A 25454-nucleotide genomic window follows, 5' to 3' on the forward strand; every position below is an offset into this window, starting at 1 on the left:
CCCAGATAAATCTGGTGTTTTTTTATCAAAAAATGATTAGTTATAGGAATTGGTTGAAATTTAAAATTTACCGAACATAATTCAAGAGTCAGAATTCAGTTGGGTATTCTGTGCGAATGGTGGATGAATAACCGGGTTTAAGACCCCACCAAATCTACGATTTCGTGGTTTTCAATCAATTGCGGGTACTGAATTCCTGATTGATTCTGACTCCTGACTCCTTCTTCAAACAATTCCCAATCTTAAATCACCCAACTTTAATTGGAGCTATGTTTCTCATTATTCAAATTAATCCAGCTTAATTTTATTCCAGGTAGTTTTAATTTTTTATCATGAATTGAATCATGATTATCTTCAGTAAAGATATAGTTGTCTTGGATTAGTTTGCTGTAAGTTTCATGAGGCATATAGTCTAGAGGATCGCATCCAGAAAAATGGAGAAATAGAATACAAGCCCAGGAATATTTACCAAGGATGATGGCTTTGATAATCTCTTGAAATTGTGACTGTTTAAATATCTTATCTAATTGTTTATTTTGTTCGTAATTTTCTTTAATCATTCTATTACCTCCGATATGTGAAGTTAACCTAATTTATCAACCCTACTAAAACACCGAAGGGCGAAGCATTCGGACAGAATATCAATGGTTTCAGCGATAGGTTATCACCTGAATGCTGATGCTTCCAGCACGCTACGCGAACGCCCCTACTGCCACAAAAATCATCTGCATTCAACTATTAGATATGATGCTTAATGCTATTAAGACAAGGGAGTGTAAATATCCTCAGAGTTAGCATTAAGATAAGGGCGTTGTAATTGAATTTTATGTGACGCGAATTGCTTAAAAATAGATGCCATTCTTTCATCTGGACTATGCTCACCTTGCTGCCAAGCAGCAATTAAACCATTAGCGATAATTTGACAACGATTTGTACCAAAACTTTCTTGATCACCAAATTTTTGGTTTGGTTCTTCTGCACAAGCTAACCCTGGTGCTAATTGCTTAGTAAACAAAGGCACTTGTTTCTCAAAATAGGATTGATTTTCCGCATAGATTCTTGCTAATGCTGGGTGAACTATCTCATATTGGTCTTTGTTAAAGTAAAGCACGGCTGAGTCATAACGTCCATAATCGGCAGGGTTATATAGTGCTTTGAAGGAAAAAGAAATGGGAATATTATTTAGTTGCGCTGTTAAACTTTCCATTACGGCGGCGGCCCCTTCTGGTGTTAAATTGAAGTAAATTCGCGTAATATTATGACCATTTTGGGAGCCTGCATTAGCTACAGCCATATAAAACCCGTTTTGTACCAAATTCTTTGGCATCTTGATAGATACAAATTTACCAACAGTTACCTTTTGGGTTGTTGGTAACAGATGCAAATTTGGATCAACGTGCAGCGTTAACCCATTCTTATGCACTGCGAAAGTGCCATCCGTTTCTTCCCTGACCACCTGCCAGTTATGACTCCAGTAGCCTTCACTTTTGTTCCTGGTATGTAAGCGATCGTAAAATTCTAAATCTATGCCGAATAGGTTCTTATTTTCAAGATTTTGGTTAATTTTCCCATTGCTTTCCTGCTCATCAGCATTGATAATAGGCTTTGAGGCAACGTTATAATAAACACTGTATATAAAATTACGCAGTTGTAGTTTTAAATGCTGTTGCTGCATCTCTAATGGTAACTGCTCAAAACGAGGGATGACTGATTCTGGCAACCCTATGGTTTTGTGCTTTGGATGCTTGATACAGTGGTGAGATGCAATTTCAATCTCGGTCACAATATCTTGTAGTGATATTTGCAATTGTTCTGGTAATTCGGAAAGTTGTGTATGGAGTGAATCTAATAGTTGCATGGCTGTAGGGTGTGGGGTGTGGGGAAATTAGTCCAAAATCCAAAATCCAAAATCAAACATGAGATAAGGTTGCGGGGGTCAAGTTTGATGCTTCCATCCCAAAAATCGTGGTCATAGATGCTTGCGGACGACACAATAAACTCTTGGCCACTTGGAGAATGCAGATACCAGAATTACCAAAAGTTCTCTCATGTTGCAATTTGGCTTGAATAGCACGAATTAGAGAAAAACCGGCAAATTGGACAACTTGTTGCAAGAAATCAGGACGAAGTTCTAGGATTTCCGGGAAGTTGGTTAAATATTCACTTACCAAGGATGAGAGGGATGGTTGTAGCAGTTGTAAGGGAATTGCAGCTAAACGTAGAGATTCTTCAATCGGTGTTGTTTTACTAGTGACCATGCTATATAGCCAGATTTGGAGATAACTAGCAATAATTGCACCTAAATCACTAGCTGGGTCTCCCCAAGCGCCTCTTTCCCAGTCGATGAAGCGGATTATGTTATCACTAAAGCGTGATTCTGGATGAATGACTGTGTCCCAATTTAACGAGATCAGAATATTGTTGAGTTTGAGGTCATTGTGAGTTAAACAACAAGGATTGACGGCATTACTCAAATCTGCGATCGCTTGACCTAAATTATCGTAACGTTGATAAAGTGCAAAGAATTTTAACCCATCCGCAGGAACTGAACCAAAAACTTCTGGTGTAATTCTATCTAATCCCCTAGATAGGGTAGACGTTGTGTAATCTATTGTATTATCAGAGGTTTGGAAAAACTCCCGATAATCTTGACGGTTTATGGTTAAACGATGAATTGATGCTAAATTCGCTCCAATTGAGCGTGAAATATTAGTAGGAAAGATGTTCTCTAGAGCATAAAATTCTGCTAGGTCACGATAGTCATTGAGATAATTGAAAACAATAATGGAATTTTCAGCATCAAAATGGATCGCTTCTGATAAGCATGAGCGTAAATGACTAATTTCTGGAAATGTCCGACAAAAATTATGTACTTGCCATTCATCAGCAAACTCACCACGAGTTTTACCTTCTCGGTTTAGACGCTCTTGTTTGACTAAAAATTGACTACCATCGGGTAAGCTGACTAATAAATTAAAGTTTTTGGCAGGTTTTAACTCAATTTTGCTCAATGACTGTTCTTCTTGATTACACAGTCCTTGGGAAATTAGATAGTTAAAAACATTTTGAGAACTTAAGAGAAATGCCATATTGTCAAATAATGGTGAAATGATTGATAGCAGGGAACAGGGGAAAGAGTTGACAGTTTTTTAGTGCATCATAGGTTTTGCAGTAAATTATGTGTCTCGTTCAAGTGCATACCGCTATATAATTTGCTTTTTGGTTTATATCAAGTGTGTAAAAAACACCGTAAATAATGAGAATATTAATCAGTTTTTATGAATGAAGTCGTGAGAAATGAAATAGCATCAATAGCTGCAATCACAAGTATAAACTCAAGAGCTTTACCCCCAACTTCTAAAATTTGAGGACGATATTCATATTGACCACCAAATACGGATTTTTCATCTGTACTTGTGATTTCATTGATAAATACTTCAGAATCAATGAGATGGAGATCAGCAATGATAATTCGTGCCATTTATTTTGTATTTAATTTATTGAAGTGATTTGCCCAGAATTAGATGTTTTTAACAGGCTCTCCTGGTTGATTGGTAAATTTATCAACTTATGTTATTTACATAAATTACTTTTACCTTCATTCCCAGGAGAGCCGTTTAGCCGAGTCCTAAACTACAAAACTATTAACCCAAGTTGCTAGTTATAACGATAAGCCTTCTAGATCCCCCTAAATCCCCCTTAAAAATGGGGACTTTGATTAATTTCCCCCCTTTCTAAGGGGGGTGAGGGGGGATCTAATCGAGAAATAAACCTGAATATTTGTAACTAGCAACTTACGTTATTAGTATTTATCGCTGTAGGACTTAGCTAAGTAAGCGATATGACCAATGCCATAAACGTTAACGAAAGCTTCAGCCAATTTCTCTAATGTAGAGATATCGCTGACATCGCTTCCACCATAACCACCATAAACGGTATTAGCATCGCTCATATCGTTGAGAAAGCTTTCAGAATCTTGGAATAATTCAGTTCCAGTTGCTTGCAATTCAGAAAGTTTAATACTTGCCATAATTTCCTCCTAAAAGACTTGTTTTCAGTCAATTGAATTTGTGAAGTTTTTGGAAACAAACACAAAAATATTAATAGCCGTGGCTGTAGGACTTAGCTAAGTAAGCGATATGACCAATGCCATAGACGTTAACGAAAGCTTCAGCCAATTTTTCCAATGTAGAGATATCGCTGACATCGCTTCCACCATAACCACCATAAACGGTATTAGCATCGCTCATGTCGTTGAGAAAGCTTTCAGAATCTTGGAATAATTCAGTTCCAGTTGCTTGCAATTCAGAAAGTTTAATACTTGCCATAATTTCCTCCTAAAAGACTTGTTTTCAGTCAATTGAACTTGTGGGAATTTTTGATTCAAATACTAGATGATTAGTATTTATCGCTGTAGGACTTAGCTAAGTAAGCGATATGACCAATGCCATAAACGTTAACGAAAGCTTCAGCCAATTTCTCTAATGTAGAGATATCGCTCACACCACTGCCATAATATCCACCATAAACGGTATTAGCATCGCTCATGTCGTTGAGAAAGCTTTCGGAATCTTGGAATAATTCAGTTCCAGTTGCTTGCAATTCAGAAAGTTTAATACTTGCCATAATTTCCTCCTAAAAGACTTGTTTTCAGTAAATTGAATTTGTGTGGGCAGTTAAGTTGTTGTTTTCTTAACTGATGCTTCTATTTTTATTGATAAAAATCTAGAAAATCAAGGCTTATAGCTATGTTGATTAGACATTAAGCACGATTTTATGTCTTTGGAGATTGCAATTATTTACCTGCTCATATAAAAAAATACCCGACTTAGGGAATAAATCGGGTATTTGAATATTTCTAGTTAATTACAAAATCAATTTATCAAACATCTAATCTTTCTACTCTCAAGTTATCAAGTGTTTCATTGAGTTCCAATCTCCAGTTAGCTATACTACTATTTACATCTGCCAGCAGTGCGGAAAGCTCGCTTCTATCTGTTGTATTTGGGTTTCTGTTTCTACTTCTTCGGCTCGATATACCGCCATTGATATTCTTCATTTCTGAGGATGTTAATTCATGAATCAGTTGTGGTTCATGAGTAGAGTATAGGTCATAAATTTGTATGTTCATCTGGAATCACCTCCTTAAATATTGGTCTGGATAAAATCAAGTTAAGATTTTAAAATCCTTCTCTTATATTTTGAACTTATGTCTGTAGAAGTCAATATTTTTAGCGTGATTTTCCAGACAGAATTTAAGGAGTTGTGTCTACTAAAATTATCTAAAAAAATAAAATTCCCGATTTCTTCAAGAAGTCGGGAATCAGAATCTCTGAGAGGTTGTTTTAAAAGTGGTTGATGTGGTTTGAGACAGTTATTAATCCCCCTTTTGAGGGAAACTGCTAACGCTTACAGTGAAGCCTATCACCTATCACCTGTTACTTGCTAGAGTTCTGTGCTTGGGTTTGAGAACTGGGAATAGTTACATCTATTGGTGTTACCTTAGCAGCTAATTGTGTTAGTGGTGGTTGAATAGCGGTTTGATTACCTACTACTAAAGTGACGAGATTTTCTGGTTTGAGGTATTTTTTAGCTACTCGTTGTATATCTGCTGTTGTGGTTGCGGTGACGGCTTTTTGATAGCGAAACAGAAAATCAGCGGGATAACCATAATATTCGTAGCGCATTAACCGAGATAGGGTTTGGCTGGGGTCTTGAAAATTGAATACAAAAGAATTGAGGGTAGAATCTTTAGCATAATTCAGTTCTTTTGTGGTCACTTTTTCAGTTTGTATCCGCTTGATTTCTGCTTCCAAGGATTTGATAAACTGAACTGTGGCATCAGAACGGGTTTGTCCACCGGCAATGAACATACCTGGATAATCATGACGGGGACTCCAGGAGCCATATACTGAGTATGCTAAACCTTGACGCGATCGCACTTCATTAAATAAGCGTCCACCAAATCCATTTAATACCCCATTCATGACATCCAAGGCTGGATAATCGGGATTATTGAAACTACCACCTAAATGACCAATGAGAATGTTACTTTGGGTGAGTTGGGGTTGATTGACAAAAAACACACCGCCTACATTGGCTTGTGAAACTTGTGGTAATGGAGTTTTGGCGATTTTGGGGTTTGCTTTCCAGTCACCAAATTTGGCTTGAATGAGCGATCGCATTTTTTTGGCGTTAAAATCTCCCACAATCCCTAAAATCATATTATTGGGATAAAAATATTGCTGGTAAAATTTCAGCAAATCCTCACGGGTAATTTTCTCTAAGGTCGCATATTCTACTGTGCGAGAGTATGGGCTATTTTGACCATAAATTAATTTTTTAAACTCCCGACTGGCTATACTGCTAGGATCATCATTGCGGCGAGCAATACCGCCCTTAATCTGTGTTTTCTCCAAATCTAACTTGTCTTGAGCAAATGCTGGTTCTCTTAACACCTCAGCAAATAACCCAAATACGGTTTCTAAATCTTCAGTCAAGCTGTCAAAACTAGCACTACCAACAGCTTCACCAATACTAGTTTCTACCGCCGCAGCCCGTTGTTCCAAAATCTCATTTAACTCATCAGCTGAATGTTTGATGGTTCCACCAGTCCGCATGACAGAACCAGTAATCTCCGCTAACCCAGTTTTATCACTTGGTTCCCAACGGCTTCCCGTTCTCACAAGTGTAGTACCACTCACCAATGGTAACTCATGGTCTTCCATCAAATAAACAACCAGGCCGTTATCCAGTACAAACCGTTCATACTTGGGTAACTTCACCTCCGACAAGGGAGTAAATTGTAAATCTGTGTAATGCTTTGCTGCTGCTGTCGCTACCCAAGAAAAATTAAATGTGAACAAACAAGCAACAACAAAAGCCAAAATAAACCGCCAACTCTTAGAAAACTTAAGCGAAAACTTCAATTTTTTACCCTTCACCATCTTTATTTTTTATCCTCTTTTTTTCTCAGTTATTTACAGACAAGAGGCAAAATTTGATTAATTTTCCCCTGCTTTCTTCTCTGTCACCTGTCACCTGTCAACTGTCACCTAATTTTTCCCCCTGCTTTCTTCTCTGTCACCTCGTCACCTGTCAACTGTCACCTAATTTTTCCTGAGACAACAATTTACCAACAGTGCGATTTTCTGGCGTAAACGTCATCTGTGCTACCCGTTGAATATCAGCGGGTGTCACTGCTGCAATATTGTCCAACTGCTTAAATAAATTCCGCCAAGAACCAGTTTTTACTTCATATTCCAATAACTGCTGTGCCATACCCATGTTGGAATCCAGACTACGTAACAAACCAGCCCGCGCTTGAGTTTTCACTCGCTGTAACTCAGTTGTGGAGACAGGTTCAGTTTTCAATTTTTCGATTTCTTTTCCTAGTGCGATCGCCAAATCATCAACTGTATGACCTGGAGATGTGAGAGCATAAAATAACATCAAATTGGGATATTTATCACCAGGAAACCCACTCACACCTTGAGCCGCAAGGGCTAAACGCTGTTTTTCCACCAAAGACTTATACAATCGTGAAGTGCGACCATCACTCAATAAACTACCAATAATGTCATAAACTGCATTATCGGGGTGAGTGATACCTGGACGGTGATAACCTTCAAAATACCAAGGTTGAGTAGGTAACTTTAAGGTAAATTCTCTGGGTTCAGTTTGCTTAGGTTCAGGGGTAATTTTTGCTTGGGCTTTAGGTTTAGCCGGATAACGTCCAAAGTAAACTTGTGCTAATTTTTTTACCTCGTTAGGTTTAACATCACCGACAATAGCGATCGCTAAATTGTTAGGAACATAATAGCTGTCAAAAAACTGCTTCACATCTTTCGGTGACAAATTGCGGATATCTTCGTCATAACCAATCACTGGTCGTCTATAGGGATGAACTTTGAAAGCAGTGTCAATAAATTTCTCCACCATCAAACCAACGGGAGAATTTTCCACCCGCATCCGTCTTTCTTCCAAAATTACATCTTTTTCTTTATAAAACTCCCGAAACACAGGATCTAAAAATCTTTCTGATTCCAAAGACATCCACAATTCCAACTTATTAGCCGGAAAACTGTAAAAATAACGGGTAGCTTCGGTGGAAGTATTCGCATTTAAACCTACACCTCCCGCTTGCTCAACAATTTGCCCAATTTCGTTTTGTTTGACTAGTTTGAGTGCTTGAGATTCTAATGATTTAAACTCAGTTTCTAACTTGGCTAAATTATCTTTTTTGCCTTGGGATTTAGCAGTTCTAATTTGGGTATCTAACTGTTCTAAACGTTCTAGTAGCGGTTTTTCGGCTTTGTAATCTATTGTCCCAATACGCTGAGTACCTTTAAAAGCCAAATGCTCTAAAAAGTGCGCCACACCTGTTTTACCATCTGGTTCATCTATCCCACCCACATCAGCGTAAGTCAAAAAAGAAACCACTGGCGCTTGATGTCTTTCCAAAACAATGAATTTCAAACCATTATCAAGGCGAAATTCTGTTAATTGCTTAACTACTTGATCTAAATAGGGTTGAATTGAAGTTTTGTTAGGTTGCAGTGCGATCGCTGCTTGTGGCATTACACCTAAACAAAATATCATTACCGCCAAAGCAGTTGTTAACAAACGATGCAAAATAGGAGAGAAGGAAAATTTGTGGAATAATTGAGAGTATCTAAATTTAGACTTGTTGGTTTTACTCTTCCAGAAATCCAAAATTGAATAATTCATAAGCAAAAATCAAACTAATTTTACACTTTTTTACAAGGCAGAAGGCAGGAGTCAGGAGTCAGGAGGCAGAAGGCAGAAGGCAGAAGGCAGAAGGCAGGAGGCAGGAGGCAGAAGGCAAGAGGCAAGAGGCAAAAGGCAAAAGGTTATTTATTCTCCCCCTCTCCCCTGCTCCCCTGCTCCCCATCTCCCCATCTCCCCTGCTCCCCTGCTCCCCTGCTCCCCATCTCCCCTACACCCTTAAATTTGGGTTATTTAGCAGACAAAGCGTTAATCTTGTATTAAGCTTTCTGTGCTTTTTGGATTTCACGTTAGACAATATTGCTACAAGTCGTGTTCCAGAGATATAGCAATAACTACTATTATGCGAGTTTTTAATTCTCCTCCACCATCAGAAGCACAGACGCGCACCCGCATTCTTCAGGCTGCACAGCGGTTATTTGCATCTCAGGGATTTGATGGTACTACTACCCGCGACTTGGCGCAAGCAGCGGGTGTGGCTGAGGGTACTCTATTTCGTCATTTCACCAATAAAAAAGCTATTTTAGTCGAAGTAGCCACAAATGGCTGGGTTGATATTCTCACAGATTTACTGACCGAGTTAAGCGAAATGGGCAGTTATAAGGCCGTAGCCCAGGTTATGCGCCGTCGGATGTGGAATTTAAGAAAAAATGCCGATATGATGCGCGTGTGCTTCATGGAGGTACAATTTCACCCAGATTTGCGCGATCGCATTCAAACAGAAGTAATCAGCAAAATGACTGATGTCGCTGAAGCATTCTTCCAAACCGCTATGGATAAAGGCATCTATCGTCAAATGGATGCTAACCTAGTCGCCAAGGTATTTTTAGGAATGTTCGCTGTTGCCGGCTTTTCAGACAACACCCTCATTGAACCTAATGCCTCACCTCAAGAAATGCAGCAAATGGCCGAAGGACTCGCTGATATCTTTCTCAACGGTGTATTGGCAAAGGAATCTTAGAGGGGGAGAGGGGGAGAAGGGGAGCAGGGGAGCAGGGGAGCAGGGGAGCAGGGAGATGGGGAAGATGGGGAAGATGAGGGGGATGAGGGGGATGAGGGGGATGAGGGGGATGAGGAGGATGAGGGAAATATTTTCTTCTTATCCTCCTGCCTCCTGCCTCTTGCCTCCTGACTCCTGACTCCTGACTCCTGACTCCTGACTCCTGACTCCTGACTCCTGACTCCTGACTCCTGCCTCCTATTCAAATTATTTCACTGCTTGCAATTTTGTCACTTTGAGTTGAAATTTCCCTATCCCAGTTTCCCCGAAAGACCGAACACGAATTATGTAGTTTCCTGTTTCGGTGATGCGAGTAAACAATAGAGAATTACTGCTACCATCTGGTCCATCGTCATTTTCTGCCACTGTCGAACCATTGGGTGCTAACAGTGTAATAATGCTGTCAAAGTTATCAGAAGACAAATCAATAGCTAAATTATCACCTTTGTTTAACTTCATGGTATAATCACGGGCGAATCCTCCTTGACCCGTGGGAATATCTTTGTCTGATAATGTATCGTTAATTTCCGTACTTCCATTGATCGGAAGTGGCTTATATAAGTTACTGCTGTTAATAATAGTATTTTTTTGAGCAAAGGCTGTATTGGTAAATATCCCCATCGTCAGCAACATGACAGGAAAGATCATAATTTTTCCCAAAGCCGCTACAAAAGCTTTATTCATAATTTAATACGGTGTTCCCTCAAATACAGGGTAATGTTCCTAATTATAGGTTTCCCAACGGCAAATTGCCCATACACTCCAGGCTGAATCTATTGTGCGCCGGTTGTGGCAACAGCAGCTAAACCAAGTACAGCGATGCTACTTTGATGAAGTGCGTAAACAGCAGATTTGGCGGTTGCACCTGTGGTATAAATATCATCCACTAACAGCACTGGTGCATCTGGGTGATGACGGCTAAAATCTTGTCCTATGGAAAAAGCATCTGCTAAATTTTGTTCTCTCTCTGAACCGGATACACTAAACTGGGCTTTAGTTTCTTTAATTCTCGCTAAACCATTTAATTTTAATTTTAACCCTGTTGTTTGACAAAAACCTTCAGCTATTAATGCGGCTTGGTTGTAACCTCGGTCTTTGAGTTTTTTGGCGTGGAGTGGTATGGGTACAATTACAGGTTTTTTATTTAATGCAGGAGTATTTAACAACCACGCTTCTCCCAAATAATTACCTAAAACTCGCCCAATTTCCGGGTGATTTTCATATTTCATCACTGCGATCGCTCTTTTTAATGCACCTCCGTAACTCCCCCAACCAAATACTGGTAATGGTTGCTGCCATAAATAGTTAGGATTTTTCAAGTAACAGGTTTGTAGTTGTTTGGTACAATATTGACAAATCTCTCCTTGTGTGCTGCGCTGACAAATAGGACAATTGCTTTGTAAAAAAAGATTGAGTAAATTTTTGAACATAGTTGTCGAATAATCAATTATTTGACCGCGTTGCCAAATTACCTAATCATTACGGTCATCATAACGGACTACTTTCCCGCGCATTGGATAAAAATTTGTTTCTGGTTGGGTAGGTAGTGCTTCTTGAGTCTGTGGAGTTTTAGCTTCGAGAATGATTACCTCTACAGCGTCCCCTGCATGAAAAGGTAAACCCCGCAGCATCAAAGTTCCATCTTCAGTTAAAACAGCTTCCACTTTGTGAGCGTTCATCTTGGTACTCCTATTTTTCACCTAAAGATATTTCACATAGATACGATCGCACCTTTTTGTTTCTACACCAGTGCTGGGGATATAGCCTTTGTTTTCATACAGTTGGACTGCTTCTTTTAAGACAGTGGCTGTTTCAATCCAAATTTGCTCAAAGCCACGTTTAGCGATCGCTAATTCTAGTTGTTGTAATAAATACTTTCCTAAACCTAAATCTCGCACATTGGGTAAAAGATACATTTTCCTTATTTCTACAGCTTTTTCACCCCGATTAATAGGATAATACGCCCCCGTACCTACTATCTGATTTTCGTGTTCAATTACCCAAAACTCGCCCCCAGTTTCTAAGTAATATTTCTCGATTTCCAACACATCTCTATCCGCCCCGTCAGGTTCCCAACCCAAACCATATTCTGATAATACATAACTAATTACAGATGCTGCTCGTGTGCGGTCTTTGGGTTCCCAATCACGAATTACAAAATCTTGGTAATATTGTTTCATTACTTATTTTTTATACCCTGAAGTTATAAATTATACGAAATCAAAGTATAGCCTACTCATTAAAGTTACTATAAGTCAAAATTTCTTCTTCACAAGAGTTGCATATATTAAAATAATTGATACACTTGTTCTTTGTTCATCTGTCAAGAGTTAAGCAGCGCCCATAATGGTGCATATCAAGCGCGTTGAACTGACAAACTTTAAATCCTTCGGCGGTACTACTTCTGTCCCTTTGCTGCCGGGGTGTACTGTCATATCTGGACCCAATGGTTCTGGTAAATCAAATATTCTCGATGCTTTGCTGTTTTGTTTAGGACTAGCTAGTTCTAAGGGAATGCGGGCTGAACGTTTACCAGATTTGGTAAATAATGCCCAAAAGCATAAAGGACGGTCTTCGTTGGAAGCTAGTGTGACGGTGACGTTTGATTTGTCGGATATTGCCTCACCCAGGGGAGCAGGGGAGCAGGGGAGCAGGGGAGAGGAAGTAGGGGAAGTAGGGGAAGCAGGGGAGCAGGGGAGCAGAGGAGCAGAGGAGCAGGGGAGCAGAGGAGCAGAGGAAGTAGGGGAAGTAGGGGAAGTAGGGGAAGTAGGGGAAGAGGAAGAAAATCCCAAATCTAAAATCCAAAATCCAAAATCGAATGAATGGAGTGTGACTAGACGCTTAAGGGTTACACCGCAAGGAACGTATACGTCGAATTATTATATTAATGGCGTTGCTTGTACTCTGTCGGAGTTGCATGAGCAATTACAGGAACTGCGGGTTTATCCTGAAGGATATAATGTGGTGTTGCAGGGGGATGTAACCAGCATTATCTCGATGAATGCACGGGAACGTCGGGAAATTATTGATGAGTTGGCCGGGGTTGCGGCTTATGATCGGAAGATTATCCAAGCTAAGTCAACTTTGGATGAGGTGAAGGAAAGGGAAGATAGTTGTCGGATTATTGAGACTGAGTTAACTGTACAGCGCGATCGCTTGGGTCAAGACAAGGCGAAAGCAGAAAGATATCAAAAGTTACGGACGGAATTTGTTCATAAGCAGTCTTGGGAAGCTGTGTTATCCTGGCGTTCTCTCCAAGCACAGCAGGAAAAGTTAACAGCACAAATTCAAGCTGGTGAACAATCTTTTACGGATTTTACTAATCAACTGCAAACGGTTAATTCAGACATTTCCCAAAAAACTACTGAACTTGAGGAACTTAATTCTCATGTCAAAGCTTTGGGGGAAGAGGAACTTTTAGCGGTACAGGCTAACCTCGCTACTCAGGAAGCGGAAAAAAAGCAACTCCAACGTCAGCAGCGGGATTTAGAAACGGCTTTACAAGAATCTGTAAGGCGTTTAACTCAAACTCAGCAGGAAATTCAACAACATCAAGTTTCTCTAGCACAAGCTGTTCAACAACAAGATGTAGAAATTACACAGGTAGCGTCTCTACAAAATCAACGAAATGACGCACAACAAGTTTTAGAAGCTTCTCGCCAAGCTGCGGCGGAAATTGCGACCGCTTCGGAAGCTTGGGTACAACAACAAACAGCGTTAAATCGCCAAATTGAAACTTTATTACAAACTCTCGAACCTCAACGCACTGAGCAAGCACAACTGCAAGAACGAAATACGCAGTTACAGCAACTTATTCAGGAGGAATCGGAATTAATTGCCACTTTAGAACCGGAATTGGCAGACAAACAAGTTGAATGTCATCAACTGGAAACGGAATTTAATGCTTCTAGTGTACCTATTCAAAATTTAGCTGAAAATCTGGCGGCGACGGAACAAGAGTTACAAATTCAGCAGGAAACTCAAAAGCGACTTTTGCAAGAACAGCGAGAAAAACAACGCCAGTTAGATAAATTGGAAGCGCAAGCCCAAGCACAGCAGGAAGTTCAGGGTACGCAAGCCAGTAAGGTGATTATTCAATCTGGTTTACCTGGTTTGTGTGGGTTGGTGGTACAACTGGGTAAGGTGGAATCCCGCTATCATTTGGCTTTGGAAACGGCTGCGGGTGCGCGTTTGGGACATATTGTGGTAGAAGATGACAGAGTTGCGTCTGCGGGAATTGAGTTGTTAAAACAGAAACGTGCGGGGAGAGCAACTTTTTTACCTTTGAATAAAATTCAAGCCCCGAAATTTACCCCAGATTTAACTTTGCGTTATGCGGATGGGTTTGTAGAATATGCTATGAATTTGGTAGAGTGCGATCGCCGTTATCAAGAAGTTTTTAAGTATGTTTTTGGTAGTACGGTAGTTTTTGCCAGTTTAGAACAAGCCAGAAAACAAATCGGTCTTTATCGTATTGTCACCCTCGATGGTGAATTATTAGAAACTAGCGGTGCAATGACTGGGGGAAGTAATACTCAGCGTTCGGCGTTAAAATTTGGCACAGGTGAAGCCAAGGAATCGGAAGAAGTCACTAGTTTAAAGACCAGGTTGGCAGATATTGACCGCGTTTTAGACCGTTGTCTAGAAGCAATTTCTAATTTATCCACTCGCAGTAAGCAACTTTCCCAGGAATTGACCGAAGCGCGTCAAGCACGAAGAGAACAGCAGTTACATTTAGAACAGTTAAAGAAAGATATCAAAACTTTAACCACGCAGTTAGAAACAGCACGCGCTCAATTATCCCAAAATACCGAAAAATTCACCACTTCCCAATCTCGTCTGGAAATTTTAAATCGGGAATTACCAGGTTTAGAAAATCAGTTGCAACAATTGAGACATACGCTTTCTGAGTTGGAATCGTCTCAAACACCAAGCGAATGGCAACAAATCCAGGCAGTAATTAAAACCCAAGAGCAACAATTACAACAAAAAGAAACCGCTTTAAGGGATGCACAACAACAATTAAAGAACTTAGAAAATCAACAACAACGTTTACAAGAAAAAACAGAAGAAGCTCAGACGCGAGTTATTGAATATCAACAAGAACAAACAACAGTTAACAATCAACTAGCAACAGTTAGTAGTCAATTGACAGAACTGAATAGCCAAATTATGGAAATTCAAGTTAATTTGAAGCAATTGGAAGAGAATTTAGGAGAAGAGAAAAAGAAACGGGATGCAACAGAGACAGCAGTGCGATCGCTCCTCCTGCGACAACAACAATTACAATGGGAATTAGAGAAACTGCAAGAAACCCAAGTAAAACGGCGAGAAGACCTCACCGCATTACAAACTCAATTGCGAGATTTAGGCGCAGAATTACCAAACCCCCTCCCAGAAGTTCCCGCTCAAGTTGATTTAGAAGAATTGCAAAAAGAACTGCGGAATCTCGCCAAACGCTTGCAAGCAATGGAACCCGTCAATATGCTGGCTTTGGAAGACTATGATAAAGTCCAAAATCGTCTCCAAGAACTGACTGACAAATTACAAACCCTAGAAGCAGAACGCACAGAACTATTATTAAGAATTGAAAACTTCACCACCTTACGCCAAATCGCCTTTAAAGAAGCCTTCGACGCAGTAAACGAAAACTTCCAATCAATTTTCGCCACCCTATCCGACGGTGACGGCTATTTACAACTTGATAATACAGAAGATCCCTTTAACAGCGGTTTAAACCTAGTTGCACACCCCAAAGGTAAACCAGTACAGCGTCTTGCTTCCATGTCTGGGGGAGAGAAATCTTTAACAGCACTAAGTTTTATTTTCTCCCTACAACGCTATCGCCCGTCACCATTCTACGCCTTTGACGAAGTTGATATGTTTTTAGATGGGGCAAACGTCGAACGATTAGCGAGAATGATTAAACAACAGGCACAACAGGCACAGTTTATTGTTGTGAGTTTGCGTCGTCCGATGATAGAATCAGCCCAACGCACAATTGGCGTAACTCAAGCTAGAGGCGCATATACTCAAGTTTTGGGTATTAAATTACAATCATCTGACCATTGAAGTAGTCCGCAGGATTACGTAATATATATAATTGAGAAGCGATCGCTGTATAACACGCCAATAGAGATATTAACAAGAAAATTTCTGTAGAACTTGACAAGATTCGCTTGTAATTTTTACTATATGGTTGTATATAAAAGTGTTATATGAAAAATTTTCGTATAATAACTAGTTATGCCTTTGAATTAATATGCCCTTAAATTTAAACAGCATTGAGGAAGAAGTAATATTTTTGAACTCAATCAAAGAGCAAATTGACTCAATGGTTAATTATGAAATGCTCAAAATATATGGTTCTTATCCAGAGTCTAATATTCTATTTGAGACAAGTACACATCAACGATTCTTCAATATTGTTCTTGTGGATTTTTTGTCCTGCTCAGATAAAAAAGCACCCGTAAAACCCAAATCGTATTTGGGGGCATTGCGAGAAATATCTGGGAATCCACACTTCAATTCAGATAATTCAATTACTTCATTACAACAGGCTACACAATTATTTTGCGACTGGCTCAATCAAGAAGTTGAAGTTGACACTTGGCTCGCATCTATTTCAATGCAAGTAACAATAAAAATTACCCGAATACTATTTCTCAAAATGTGTGGTAACTTATCGAAACACAATATTCTAAGATCAATCGGTATTACAAATGAATTTCAAGATGTTTTGAGCAAAAGTGGATATCCAATAACATTTGAAGATTCATTAATAGCGTTAGCTGACTTTTACGAAAGATTTCATACAGATATTCTCAATTACCACAGCAGCACCATTGCTGAATTTCTAAATGATATTCGTTGGGGAATATATGAGTATTTGCAGCCAGAATATCACCGAAGCATAGTTTGGAAGGAAGGCAATCCTCCAATGTATAGTTATACATACCCTGCTGGCATTCAAAATAAATTTGCAAAACATTGCTATTGGAATTTGATGAACGAGGTAAGAAGTAAACCTTATGTTCCCCAATTTCAGGTCTCTAAATGGTTGAAACTTCGATACTAACTAGGCATAAAAATCGCAATGCAGCGGAACCTTGAAGTACACTGACTGCTAGTGCGATCGCTCATAGGTTAGATTGATAAAGTGCGATAGCGAAGCGCCCCGTAGGAATCGCTCATAGGTTAGGTTGATAAAGTGCGGTGAAGCACAACATAGGAATCGCTTGTTGGGTTGAATAAGGCAACAGTAAAATTAAAAGTAACTGCGTGAGGATAACTTAATGCAAATTACCCTGAACCTACCTGATGGCCTCAGTAAAACTGAAACCTTTAACCAGAGTGAATGGCTTCGGGAAATAGCCATTGCCCTATTCCAGCAGCAGCGGATTTCCCTCAGCCGCGCCAGCAAAATTGCTGGAATAGACATAATAGACTTTCAAAAGCTGCTGGCAGACCGGAATATTTGTGTCCATTACGATGTGGAAGACTTTGAGGAAGATGTTCAACACCTGCGGAGTCGGGGCTGGCTATGATTGTTGTCAGTAATACTTCTGCTCTCTCGAATCTTGCCCTTGTTGATCATCTTGGGTTACTAGAAGCTATTTACCATAAGCAGTTGATCTTCTCGCAATTGAGAGTCAGGTGATATGGTTAATTGAAGCTAAGGACTATAGACAGCATTCTCGGACTAAAACCATAGATTTAGCAGATGAAGTAGTGCAAAAAGTCTTGTATACCCTTGCGGCCATGTTACCTGCCAAGATTAATGCATCGAATACTTCCGAAAGTCATTTTGCTAGAGAAGTTTTGAGAGGGCAACAGTTGCGTGTTGTTTTGCATCTTGAGCAGCCAGTAACAACTTCAAAGTTATTTCCACGTGCTATTGATCCTTCAAAAGTACAGCTTAAATTGAGAACTCTAATCAAACCAATTGATCCGCATCCAAAAGTCGTTGAGTCTACCCAGATGCAAGGGCTACAGTGGACAGTGACGGAACTATGAATACTTAATTTTAATTTCCGCGTCTAAATAGATGGTAATGTCTAACACTGTTTTAGTACGAACAGCAAGGACTGTTTCTTAGATTCCCGATTCCCGAAGAGCTTTGGTCAGTTCGGTGACTTTGTGGTGCGATCGCCATTTATGCCTTGACCAAGTGCGATCGCCGATCTTGTAGGGTGCGTTACATTTCATTAACACACCTTATTTTTAATTGAACAAAAGCGATTTTTTCGGAGTAACTTCTCAAGAGAAAGTCAAAATCATATCAGTGCGATCGCTATTTATAACTCGACTAAGTGCAAAAACCCAATAACAAGCCAAAAAGATATCACGGCGAATCGCAGCGCAAGAACCCCAAAATGTAAAAGCATCCTCATTAGCATTTTGATGGGTATAGTGATGAAAAAGATTTTTGTATTGAGATAGAAAATTACTAGCTACTGGAGTATCATCGTAGGAACCAATCACCGCTGCTAGACTTGTATCTTGTGTAAACGCTAATCTGACCCGATTGATGGTATCTGGAGCGATCGCCACATCAGCATCCACAAAAAAACAGAATTTCACCAGAAAAACTAACAACTCACTGTTGTTACTAATTACCATTAATTAATTTCGGGAGAATTTTATTTTTATATTTATCCCTGATAAAAACCATAGCAGGATATTCAATCAGTTTAGAAATTAGTAGCGCCAAAACAATAGAACATATAATAGCTACCATAATACTAATATAGGGATTTATTTTATAGTTGTACAAAGTTTTTATGATTACATAACCTATATTTTGATGAATAAGATAGAGGCTATAAGATATACTACCACTAAAGATCAGCGGTTTGATTTTTATAAAACCAAGATAACCTTGCATAGCTAAACAAAAAATCAATGTGAACGCAGCTACAAAAATTGTTGTTTCCCATGAATTTTCCCAAGAATAAGCAACTCTTTGAACTAGTATACAAAAAAGTAACATCACACATCGCCAAAGAGAATATCCATTTCGTTTTATTAAATATAAAGTAATGCCTAAAATAAATAAATGAGCATGACCAAAAACAAGTATGTCACGCAAAATATTTTTAATATTGAATCCAGATTCGGGTATATTTCCTACTATATCTAAAACCATTAATTTATGATTAATAGATAATGTAGGAAAATTATAGTTTCCATGAAGCAAAAAGTTCGTATTATTGGTATTAGAGGTTAATCCTGTGAACAAATTCCAACGAGCGATATATGTCTTAATAGCATAAAAACTCGTCAGAGATAGCCACCCAAGAGTAATTAAACTTATATTCTTTAATTGACCTAATTTGTAAACTGTAAACATCAATAGATAAAAGCAAAGTTCAACCTTTAAAGTCCAATAAACACCATCCACATTAGGAATACCAAAAAAGCCCTGCATCATTGTTAAATTGCATAAAGCTTCCAAAATATTAACTTCTTTGACTGGCAGTTTACTAATTTTAACGACTACAAAAGTGATAATAACAGCAACCCAGTAAGCAGGATAAAGACGGGATAAACGTCCAACAATAAAATCTAAACCTCTTTTAGTGTTATCTAATGTCATCAAAATCACAAAACCACTAATGATAAAAAATAATTCCACACCATGTCTTCCGTAACCAAAGTAAAAATTTAAATCTGGTGAATGCTTGAATTGCGTAGAATATTCACTAGTGTAGTGAAATAAAACAACGCTAAATGCTGCAATACCCCTGAGAACATCAAGTTCCAAAAATCGAGTTTTACTTTTTTCGCTCATTATCTTTCAAAAAATGAAATATACAATACACTTTGTAAAAAAACAAACCATACTCACTGAAAACTATATAACTAACAAAATACTGTATTGTCAATAACATCTGCTAGATGGAAATTATACTTAAGATTTAACATATATAAAAATGTTTATTTATACATTAAAAATGTAGAAATAAATTTATAGAAACATATAAGGCATTTACAGCACTTTTCTTGTTGCATTACTACCACACCTAAATATCCACAATGTCTACGGAGCAAGGGTTATAGGGGTTAATTTTGGGATGAAACAGGAAGTAAACAAAGCTCAAAGCGGTAACATAGCTTGTGGAAGTGTAGATTTGAGTAGGTTTTATATAACGGCAAACCTTGAACGATTAGCTAGAATGATAAAACAACAAGCACAACAGGCACAGTTTATTGTTGTGAGTTTGCGTCGTCCGATGATAGAATCGGCCGAACGCACAATTGGCGTAACTCAAGCTAGAGGCGCTTATACTCAAGTATTGGGTATTAAGTTACAACCCTCTACTTAGGCGACAGGGAACAGGTGACAGGTAAGAAGTTTACCAATTACCAATATCCAATTACCAATCCCCTTGAGTTTCTGTTAAAAATAGTGTATGGATAAACCGGATTCGAGATCAGGACGACCTATAGAATGACCTCTGAACAAGTTATTAGACGTTCCGATATATTAAACACCCAGGTAATCACCCGCGACAATGGCAAGCGGCTAGGCATTGTCAGTCAAGTCTGGGTTGATATTGACCAAAGAGAGGTTGTGGCGCTTGGTTTACGAGACAGCCTGATCTCTATATCTGGTCTACCTCGCCAAATGTATCTCAACAGTATCAACCAAATTGGTGATGTCATCCTCGTTGATAACGAAGATGTGATTGAAGATATTGAAGTTGAAGCCCTCAGTAACCTGATGAACTGGGAAGTGATCACCGAAACTGGGGAAGTATTAGGTAAAGTTAGGGGCTTTAAGTTTAATGGAGAAACGGGAAAAATTTACTCCATCGTCATAGCATCTTTGGGATTACCCCAAATACCCGACCAATTTTTGAGTACCTACGAAATCTCAATAGATGAAGTTGTCAGCACTGGCCCAAGTCGGTTAATTGTCTTTGAAGGTGCAGAAGAAAGAGTTAACCAGTTAACAGTCGGTGTTTTAGAACGGCTGGGTATTGGTAAAGCACCTTGGGAAAGAGACGCAGAAGAAGAATATGGCTATTCTGCCCCGCGTGCAGTTTCCCCAGCCAATCAGTTACCCAGCGGAGTACCATTACAGCCACCTAAGCCCAAAGTACGCGCTCCTGAACCTGTAGCAGAGGAAGAAGAGGAATGGACTGAAGATTACGTGGAAGAAGAAAGACCACAGCGTCGAGTCATGCAAGCCCGTTCCTACGAATCAATTCAATACGAAGAAGACGAAGAAGATAACTGGAGTGAAGCTACAGGTAGAGATAGGTATCAAGCCCCACCAAGATACACACCTCAACCTTCTAGCAAGCCTTATGTAGACGATTACGACGATTATGACGATGTAGAAGGTGATGCTTGGGAAGATGCACCTAAACCTGTGAATATTCCCAAAAAGGTGAAGGAAAGACAGGTGGAATACGAGGAAGAAGGCGGATATTAAGTTTTGTAAACCCCCTCAACCACAAGTTAGAGGGGGCTTTATTATTATCTCTTTAGCATCCTGAATTTGAGAATAGAGCGGCTTCATCAGTTAATTCACACAAGACTGTAAGGATTAATAATTTTAATTAGTGTCAGTTTAAAATCATCAACATTGCGGGTAACTAAAGTTAATTTGTGATGATGTGCTGTTGCGGCAATCAGACTATCCATTACAGCTATTTTTTTACCTTTCAATTCGGCATTTGCAGAAAATTTAGCCCAATTATCTAGAATATCATCATTTATCGGTAAAATACGAGAAGAAAATTCAATTTCTACTTTTTGCAGCCATATTTTTAGTTTTTGATATCGTTCAGGTTGTGAGTATTGGATCTTATAAATTCCTTTTTTTATTTCAGCGATGGTAATACTACTTAAAAATAGTTGTTCAATCGGTTGCTGATTAAACCACTGACTAACTTGAGAACTGGGAGCTTTTTTAACAAACTCAGACATTACACAGGTGTCAATTAGATAAGTCATAGTTCAAAATTACTGCCTGTGTCTCTATCACGTTCAAACAAAGAAGCGATATCATCTTCAGCAGATTCGTCATCTATAAAACGTAGTCGCTCAAATAAAGGCAGTTCTTTTTTATGCTGCTGCAAGTAATTGGATAAGATTTTAATAACTGCTTCCTGTGGATTTTCATAGTGACCTACTGCGATAATTTCATTAATTAGTTCATCATCTATTGTAATAATGGTCATAACTTTATCCTTGGTTGTGTTAAATCTGAATGATTTTGTTAAGCAGATCACCAAAAGTAGATAGATTCTTCAGTTATTGCCATAAGTGCTGAAATCGAATAATATTCAAGTCATAACAACAACCTAAATATCTAGAGATTTAAACATTAGTATAAACGTTAATTTTGTTATGATCAATTTACTTTTTTAACCCCCAATGAGCGTTAGCTGCTATATAAAATAAAACTAATAAAACCCTATAGTGTAAGTTGTGATATCTTTTCTGTAATTTTATATTTTGTCTCCTCAAATAGCTTATTCTTGCACTCGATGCTTTGTAATATTTCCTGTACATCATCTTTAAATGAGGACAAATCATGCCGTTTTTCAAGGATTAAAAGAAGTAGAATTTTTATATTTACAGCTTCGTTTTTCTTCAGTTCTGAAACTAAATCTTCTGGTCGGTAATCACTATAAAAATCTGGAGTAAAGTAAATCCAAAGGTAAATCCGAAGCGTATCAACGGCAACAGAAATTACTTGTTCAAATACTTCTTCTGGTATTAAATTTATAATTTCCACAAAAGATGAATATCCAAGTAAGCTTGATATCTCTACAGTCGGGTCGTATGCTATGTTATAAATACCACCATACTGTTGCACTTCGTAGAATATAGACATTTCTGCATTGTGTGCATACTCTTTGAGGGCTTTCCAGGCAGAGAGGCATAGTTCAAGCTTAGGACTCGTGAGAAATATAATCAAATATTTTTTGGCTTCTTTTATCAAGCTAGAGTGTTGTATAACAAACTTTGTAATTTTAGAATGTAACGGATGTTCCTCCTGTTCGATAACTGATTTAATCATTTCTTCTATAATATCTTTATACTTAGATAGAAGTAAAAAGCCCATGTGCTTTTCTATTTGTTCATTTGTTTTTAACTCAGGATTTTTACTCCAAAGCTTAAATATAGTTTGAAAAAAATAATCTTGAGTGTGAGGAGTTAAATCAATGTTATCGACGAGAATAAGCGATACTAATAAAACCGCACGAATATATATACTTTCATCATCAGCACTAACCTTTAAAATATCTTCAGCAAATTGAGTTGTGCTTCTCTTTCTTGAACGACCTTTCTCTGTATTTAATATGCCTGCTGCTAATCTAAAGCTCTCTGTCCATCGCTGATTCTGGAGTAAATTTTCAAAATTTAGTATTCCTTCTTTCCACTGATTTACAATTTCTATTGCTGTTAAATATTCTTGGAAAGTTTGATGAAGGAATCCAAAAAATCGAGTATTAGTAGATTCATCAACACCCTTTTCATGAAAAAAACCACTTTGCTCGCGTAAAAATTTTGTCAATTCTTTAATTTCTTTTTTGATTTCTTTGGTATTTAAATTGTATTCATCCCTCTCTAAAATAATTCGACATTGTTCATGAAATTCATACTCAGTAATCAGACCTTCAGGATTATTCTCATGAATATAAAATGCAACAGGTGAAAGAATTTCGATAACATCGTCTTTATCTTTTAATTGACTTCCATCAGATACACGATGTTGTACCCAGTATTGCAGCAATGTTTCCGTAGCTATGTCGTATAATTGCACCCGACTGTAAGGAAGGTTTTGTCCTTTGAAATGTATATTTGCTATTAAAGTTACCATCAAAGGATTACAAGCTAGATTTTCTATTTCCCTCTTATTGATGATAGCATTATAAAGTTTTTCCGCTTCTAATAATGCAGAGTTAATATTTTGCGAACTATTTTTATTAACAGCCTTGTACCAGCTACAGCAAAATGCTTTAATTTGCTGTCGATTAAACTTCTGTATTGTAAAGTGTTTAAAATTGCTGCTAATTCTGGCACTATCGTAACCTATAATTCTAGAAGTAACAATGTAACGATTTTCGGGCATACGAGCAACTATATCTTGCACTTCTTCTACAACTTTTATACGCTGTGATGTATCTAAAACTTCGTCGAGACCATCAAGTAATAATAATACTTGTCCATTATCAAATGCCCATTGGAAAAGATTAGCAAATTGCTTATCATAGTCATACAATATAAAATCTAGTAGTCGTTTTGAAGAATTAGTCTTGATAACTTGAGCATACTCCGATATTTTTAGAAAAATAGGCAGATAGAATGGGAGAAATGTATTTGTTCGTTGGAATCTACACATTTGATAAGTTATGTACTTCAAGAGCGTTGTTTTACCACCCCCTGGATCTCCAAGCAAAACAATTTGGGAAAATCTTGTCAGATTTTGTAGTAACTTTATTTTGTCATCGAGGAGTGTTTCATCATCCTTAAAGAGAACAGTGTATTTGGATCTATCTTCTCGCATAACCATCAAAGCATTCTGGTTATAAGTATCATTGCTTCCAATATTAAAGGGAATGAATATCTCTTCCAATGCGAAAGAAATATCTTGACCATGTACACGTGGTGAAACCCCTGTTAGCTCTATAGAGGAAAACTTTCTTTCCAAATATTCAATATAGTGCTGTTTTAGTTCTTGAATACTTTTTGGTGTGACTTCATTCTTCACTATATAAGAGCGAATTTCTTCAAACTCTTCTCTAGTCGGTATATTTTGTTGTATCTCCTGAATAAGAGCAACAATAGATGTTATTTTAAGACTTTCTCTAAAAACAATCCATAACTGTTGTTCTTGAGATATTTCTTGAAAGAAAGCATCTCTGTAAAAAATACAGGTATCTCTAGTTATAGCTGTGACTAAATCTAAGTTATCTTCTGGAATATCTTCTTTAAATACCTTAATTATCTTTTGAGTAAGTAATTGCCTTATTTTTGTATCATCAAGTTTTGGTGGAATATGATATCCTTCCTCATTATCGAATGATCTTAACGCTATAAGAAACTCGTTTTTTTTACTAATTGCTATTTTCTTTATTTTTTTTGTTTCATTTCTAGCAACAGTATCATACCTAGATTGGTGAATTTCAAGAGCTTTTAAGAAAGATAAAAAAAGTGTTTCTTCTAAATCTTTTAATTTTCCTTGTTCGTTTAAAGAATTAAAAAGTGTTTTGATAATATCACTAGAGTAATTACCAATAATCGAAAGTGGTACAGACAAAAGTATCTGATTTAGAGGGTTTGCTAAGATAGTTATGATCTGCTCCAACATTACCAACTCCTAAAATAATTCGGTTTAAGATAAATAGAATTGAAGTAATATTTTAATTTTAATGGTTTTCTGCATAATTGTCCGTAAAAAAGAGCGTGCTAATTTACGCTTTTGCTATACCCAGTGGGAGATCGAACAATTTGGAATCATTTTTGGAACTACAACTGGGCATTGAGTTAAAAATGACCAAAAACTATTTTGTTTGTACTAACGATATTCTTGTTTTTTGTATAAAAATATATTATCTTAAATGTGCGATCGCTCCATTAACTCCATTACCATAGACAATTCATAAAAAAGGTGTGTCAAGGAATACAACCCTAACACACCATACAAATTGCATATTTCTTGATCTGTGAGTTCCTAACCTGT

25 protein-coding genes and 1 pseudogene are annotated in these 25454 nt (G+C 37.9%); 7 read left to right on the forward strand and 19 right to left on the reverse strand.

Features of this window, described 5'->3' with window-relative positions; genetic code table 11:
• Positions 1-257: 257 nt before the first annotated feature.
• From ACLLO5_RS17905 to ACLLO5_RS17950, 10 genes are all read right to left on the reverse strand, one after another.
• Positions 258-560, reverse strand: coding sequence for a HetP family heterocyst commitment protein (locus ACLLO5_RS17905; RefSeq protein WP_413171832.1), 303 nt, complete (start codon positions 558-560; stop codon positions 258-260).
• Between the two features lie 200 nt (positions 561-760).
• The gene (locus tag ACLLO5_RS17910; RefSeq protein ID WP_413171833.1) at positions 761-1858 is read right to left on the reverse strand and encodes a T3SS effector HopA1 family protein; all 1098 of its coding nucleotides are present in this window, start codon (positions 1856-1858) and stop codon (positions 761-763) included.
• Positions 1859-1910: 52 nt separating this feature from the next.
• Positions 1911-3089 carry a phosphotransferase gene (locus ACLLO5_RS17915; RefSeq protein WP_413171834.1) on the reverse strand — a complete coding sequence of 393 codons (1179 nt, stop codon included), beginning with the start codon at positions 3087-3089 and terminating at the stop codon, positions 1911-1913.
• 176 nt (positions 3090-3265) lie between these two features.
• Positions 3266-3481, reverse strand: a complete 216-nt coding sequence (locus ACLLO5_RS17920) for a hypothetical protein (protein WP_413171835.1) — start codon at positions 3479-3481, stop codon at positions 3266-3268.
• A 321-nt stretch (positions 3482-3802) separates the two neighbouring features.
• A complete protein-coding gene (locus ACLLO5_RS17925) occupies positions 3803-4030 on the reverse strand; it encodes a hypothetical protein (protein WP_413171836.1) in 228 nt (75 codons plus the stop codon).
• A gap of 70 nt (positions 4031-4100) precedes the next feature.
• Positions 4101-4328, reverse strand: a complete 228-nt coding sequence (locus ACLLO5_RS17930; RefSeq protein ID WP_413171837.1) for a hypothetical protein — start codon at positions 4326-4328, stop codon at positions 4101-4103.
• A 70-nt stretch (positions 4329-4398) separates the two neighbouring features.
• Complete coding sequence (locus tag ACLLO5_RS17935; protein WP_413171838.1) at positions 4399-4626, reverse strand: hypothetical protein; 228 nt, start codon at positions 4624-4626, stop codon at positions 4399-4401.
• 256 nt (positions 4627-4882) lie between these two features.
• Positions 4883-5131, reverse strand: coding sequence for a hypothetical protein (locus tag ACLLO5_RS17940; protein ID WP_413171839.1), 249 nt, complete (start codon positions 5129-5131; stop codon positions 4883-4885).
• A 307-nt stretch (positions 5132-5438) separates the two neighbouring features.
• Complete coding sequence (locus ACLLO5_RS17945; RefSeq protein ID WP_413171840.1) at positions 5439-6947, reverse strand: M16 family metallopeptidase; 1509 nt, start codon at positions 6945-6947, stop codon at positions 5439-5441.
• A gap of 151 nt (positions 6948-7098) precedes the next feature.
• Positions 7099-8730 carry a M16 family metallopeptidase gene (locus tag ACLLO5_RS17950; protein ID WP_413171841.1) on the reverse strand — a complete coding sequence of 544 codons (1632 nt, stop codon included), beginning with the start codon at positions 8728-8730 and terminating at the stop codon, positions 7099-7101.
• A gap of 361 nt (positions 8731-9091) precedes the next feature.
• Between ACLLO5_RS17950 and ACLLO5_RS17955 the strand changes: the two genes are divergently transcribed.
• Positions 9092-9709 (forward strand): TetR/AcrR family transcriptional regulator, encoded by a 618-nt coding sequence (locus ACLLO5_RS17955; RefSeq protein WP_413171842.1) that lies wholly within the window; start codon positions 9092-9094, stop codon positions 9707-9709.
• Between the two features lie 246 nt (positions 9710-9955).
• Here ACLLO5_RS17955 and ACLLO5_RS17960 read toward each other — a convergent pair whose 3' ends face one another.
• From ACLLO5_RS17960 to ACLLO5_RS17975, 4 genes are all read right to left on the reverse strand, one after another.
• A complete protein-coding gene (locus ACLLO5_RS17960; RefSeq protein ID WP_413171843.1) occupies positions 9956-10432 on the reverse strand; it encodes a PPC domain-containing protein in 477 nt (158 codons plus the stop codon).
• 89 nt (positions 10433-10521) lie between these two features.
• Positions 10522-11178 carry a ComF family protein gene (locus tag ACLLO5_RS17965; RefSeq protein ID WP_413171844.1) on the reverse strand — a complete coding sequence of 219 codons (657 nt, stop codon included), beginning with the start codon at positions 11176-11178 and terminating at the stop codon, positions 10522-10524.
• 42 nt (positions 11179-11220) lie between these two features.
• Positions 11221-11427: a hypothetical protein gene (locus ACLLO5_RS17970; protein ID WP_413171845.1), complete on the reverse strand. Its 207-nt coding sequence runs from the start codon at positions 11425-11427 to the stop codon at positions 11221-11223.
• A 21-nt stretch (positions 11428-11448) separates the two neighbouring features.
• Positions 11449-11928, reverse strand: coding sequence for a GNAT family N-acetyltransferase (locus ACLLO5_RS17975; RefSeq protein WP_413171846.1), 480 nt, complete (start codon positions 11926-11928; stop codon positions 11449-11451).
• A gap of 166 nt (positions 11929-12094) precedes the next feature.
• Here ACLLO5_RS17975 and smc point away from each other — a divergent pair, with 166 nt between their 5' ends.
• The 4 genes from smc (at position 12095) to ACLLO5_RS17995 (ending at position 17764) form a co-directional block, all read left to right on the forward strand.
• Entirely contained in the window at positions 12095-15820 is a 3726-nt protein-coding gene (gene smc, locus ACLLO5_RS17980; protein ID WP_413171847.1) for a chromosome segregation protein SMC, read from the forward strand.
• Between the two features lie 190 nt (positions 15821-16010).
• The gene (locus ACLLO5_RS17985; protein WP_413171848.1) at positions 16011-16826 is read left to right on the forward strand and encodes a hypothetical protein; all 816 of its coding nucleotides are present in this window, start codon (positions 16011-16013) and stop codon (positions 16824-16826) included.
• Between the two features lie 217 nt (positions 16827-17043).
• Positions 17044-17295, forward strand: a complete 252-nt coding sequence (locus tag ACLLO5_RS17990; protein WP_413171849.1) for a UPF0175 family protein — start codon at positions 17044-17046, stop codon at positions 17293-17295.
• Between the two features lie 109 nt (positions 17296-17404).
• Positions 17405-17764, forward strand: a complete 360-nt coding sequence (locus ACLLO5_RS17995) for a hypothetical protein (RefSeq protein ID WP_413171850.1) — start codon at positions 17405-17407, stop codon at positions 17762-17764.
• 243 nt (positions 17765-18007) lie between these two features.
• On the opposite strand, the gene ACLLO5_RS18000 is transcribed toward ACLLO5_RS17995, so the two are convergent.
• Together ACLLO5_RS18000 and ACLLO5_RS18005 are read right to left on the reverse strand one after the other, a co-directional pair.
• Entirely contained in the window at positions 18008-18370 is a 363-nt protein-coding gene (locus ACLLO5_RS18000) for a hypothetical protein (protein ID WP_413171851.1), read from the reverse strand.
• Positions 18360-19541 carry an acyltransferase family protein gene (locus tag ACLLO5_RS18005; protein WP_413171852.1) on the reverse strand — a complete coding sequence of 394 codons (1182 nt, stop codon included), beginning with the start codon at positions 19539-19541 and terminating at the stop codon, positions 18360-18362. The genes ACLLO5_RS18000 and ACLLO5_RS18005 overlap by 11 nt, the downstream gene beginning before the upstream one ends.
• 355 nt (positions 19542-19896) lie before the next feature.
• Here ACLLO5_RS18005 and ACLLO5_RS18010 point away from each other — a divergent pair.
• Together ACLLO5_RS18010 and ACLLO5_RS18015 are read left to right on the forward strand one after the other, a co-directional pair.
• Positions 19897-20076: pseudogene (locus ACLLO5_RS18010) on the forward strand (hypothetical protein); the annotation flags it as partial.
• Between the two features lie 125 nt (positions 20077-20201).
• Positions 20202-21191, forward strand: a complete 990-nt coding sequence (locus ACLLO5_RS18015; protein ID WP_413171853.1) for a PRC-barrel domain-containing protein — start codon at positions 20202-20204, stop codon at positions 21189-21191.
• Positions 21192-21286: 95 nt separating this feature from the next.
• Here the strand turns inward: ACLLO5_RS18015 and ACLLO5_RS18020 are convergent, their stop codons facing one another.
• The 3 genes from ACLLO5_RS18020 to ACLLO5_RS18030 form a co-directional block, all read right to left on the reverse strand.
• The gene (locus tag ACLLO5_RS18020) at positions 21287-21715 is read right to left on the reverse strand and encodes a type II toxin-antitoxin system VapC family toxin (RefSeq protein WP_413171854.1); all 429 of its coding nucleotides are present in this window, start codon (positions 21713-21715) and stop codon (positions 21287-21289) included.
• Positions 21712-21942, reverse strand: coding sequence for a type II toxin-antitoxin system VapB family antitoxin (locus tag ACLLO5_RS18025; RefSeq protein ID WP_413171855.1), 231 nt, complete (start codon positions 21940-21942; stop codon positions 21712-21714). The genes ACLLO5_RS18020 and ACLLO5_RS18025 overlap by 4 nt, the downstream gene beginning before the upstream one ends.
• Before the next feature lie 236 nt (positions 21943-22178).
• Entirely contained in the window at positions 22179-25082 is a 2904-nt protein-coding gene (locus ACLLO5_RS18030; RefSeq protein WP_413171856.1) for an NACHT domain-containing protein, read from the reverse strand.
• Positions 25083-25454: the final 372 nt, after the last annotated feature.

The sequence above is a fragment of the Anabaena azotica SJ-1 genome, assembly GCF_047275885.1.
Lineage (GTDB): Bacteria > Cyanobacteriota > Cyanobacteriia > Cyanobacteriales > Nostocaceae > Trichormus_B > Trichormus_B azotica_A.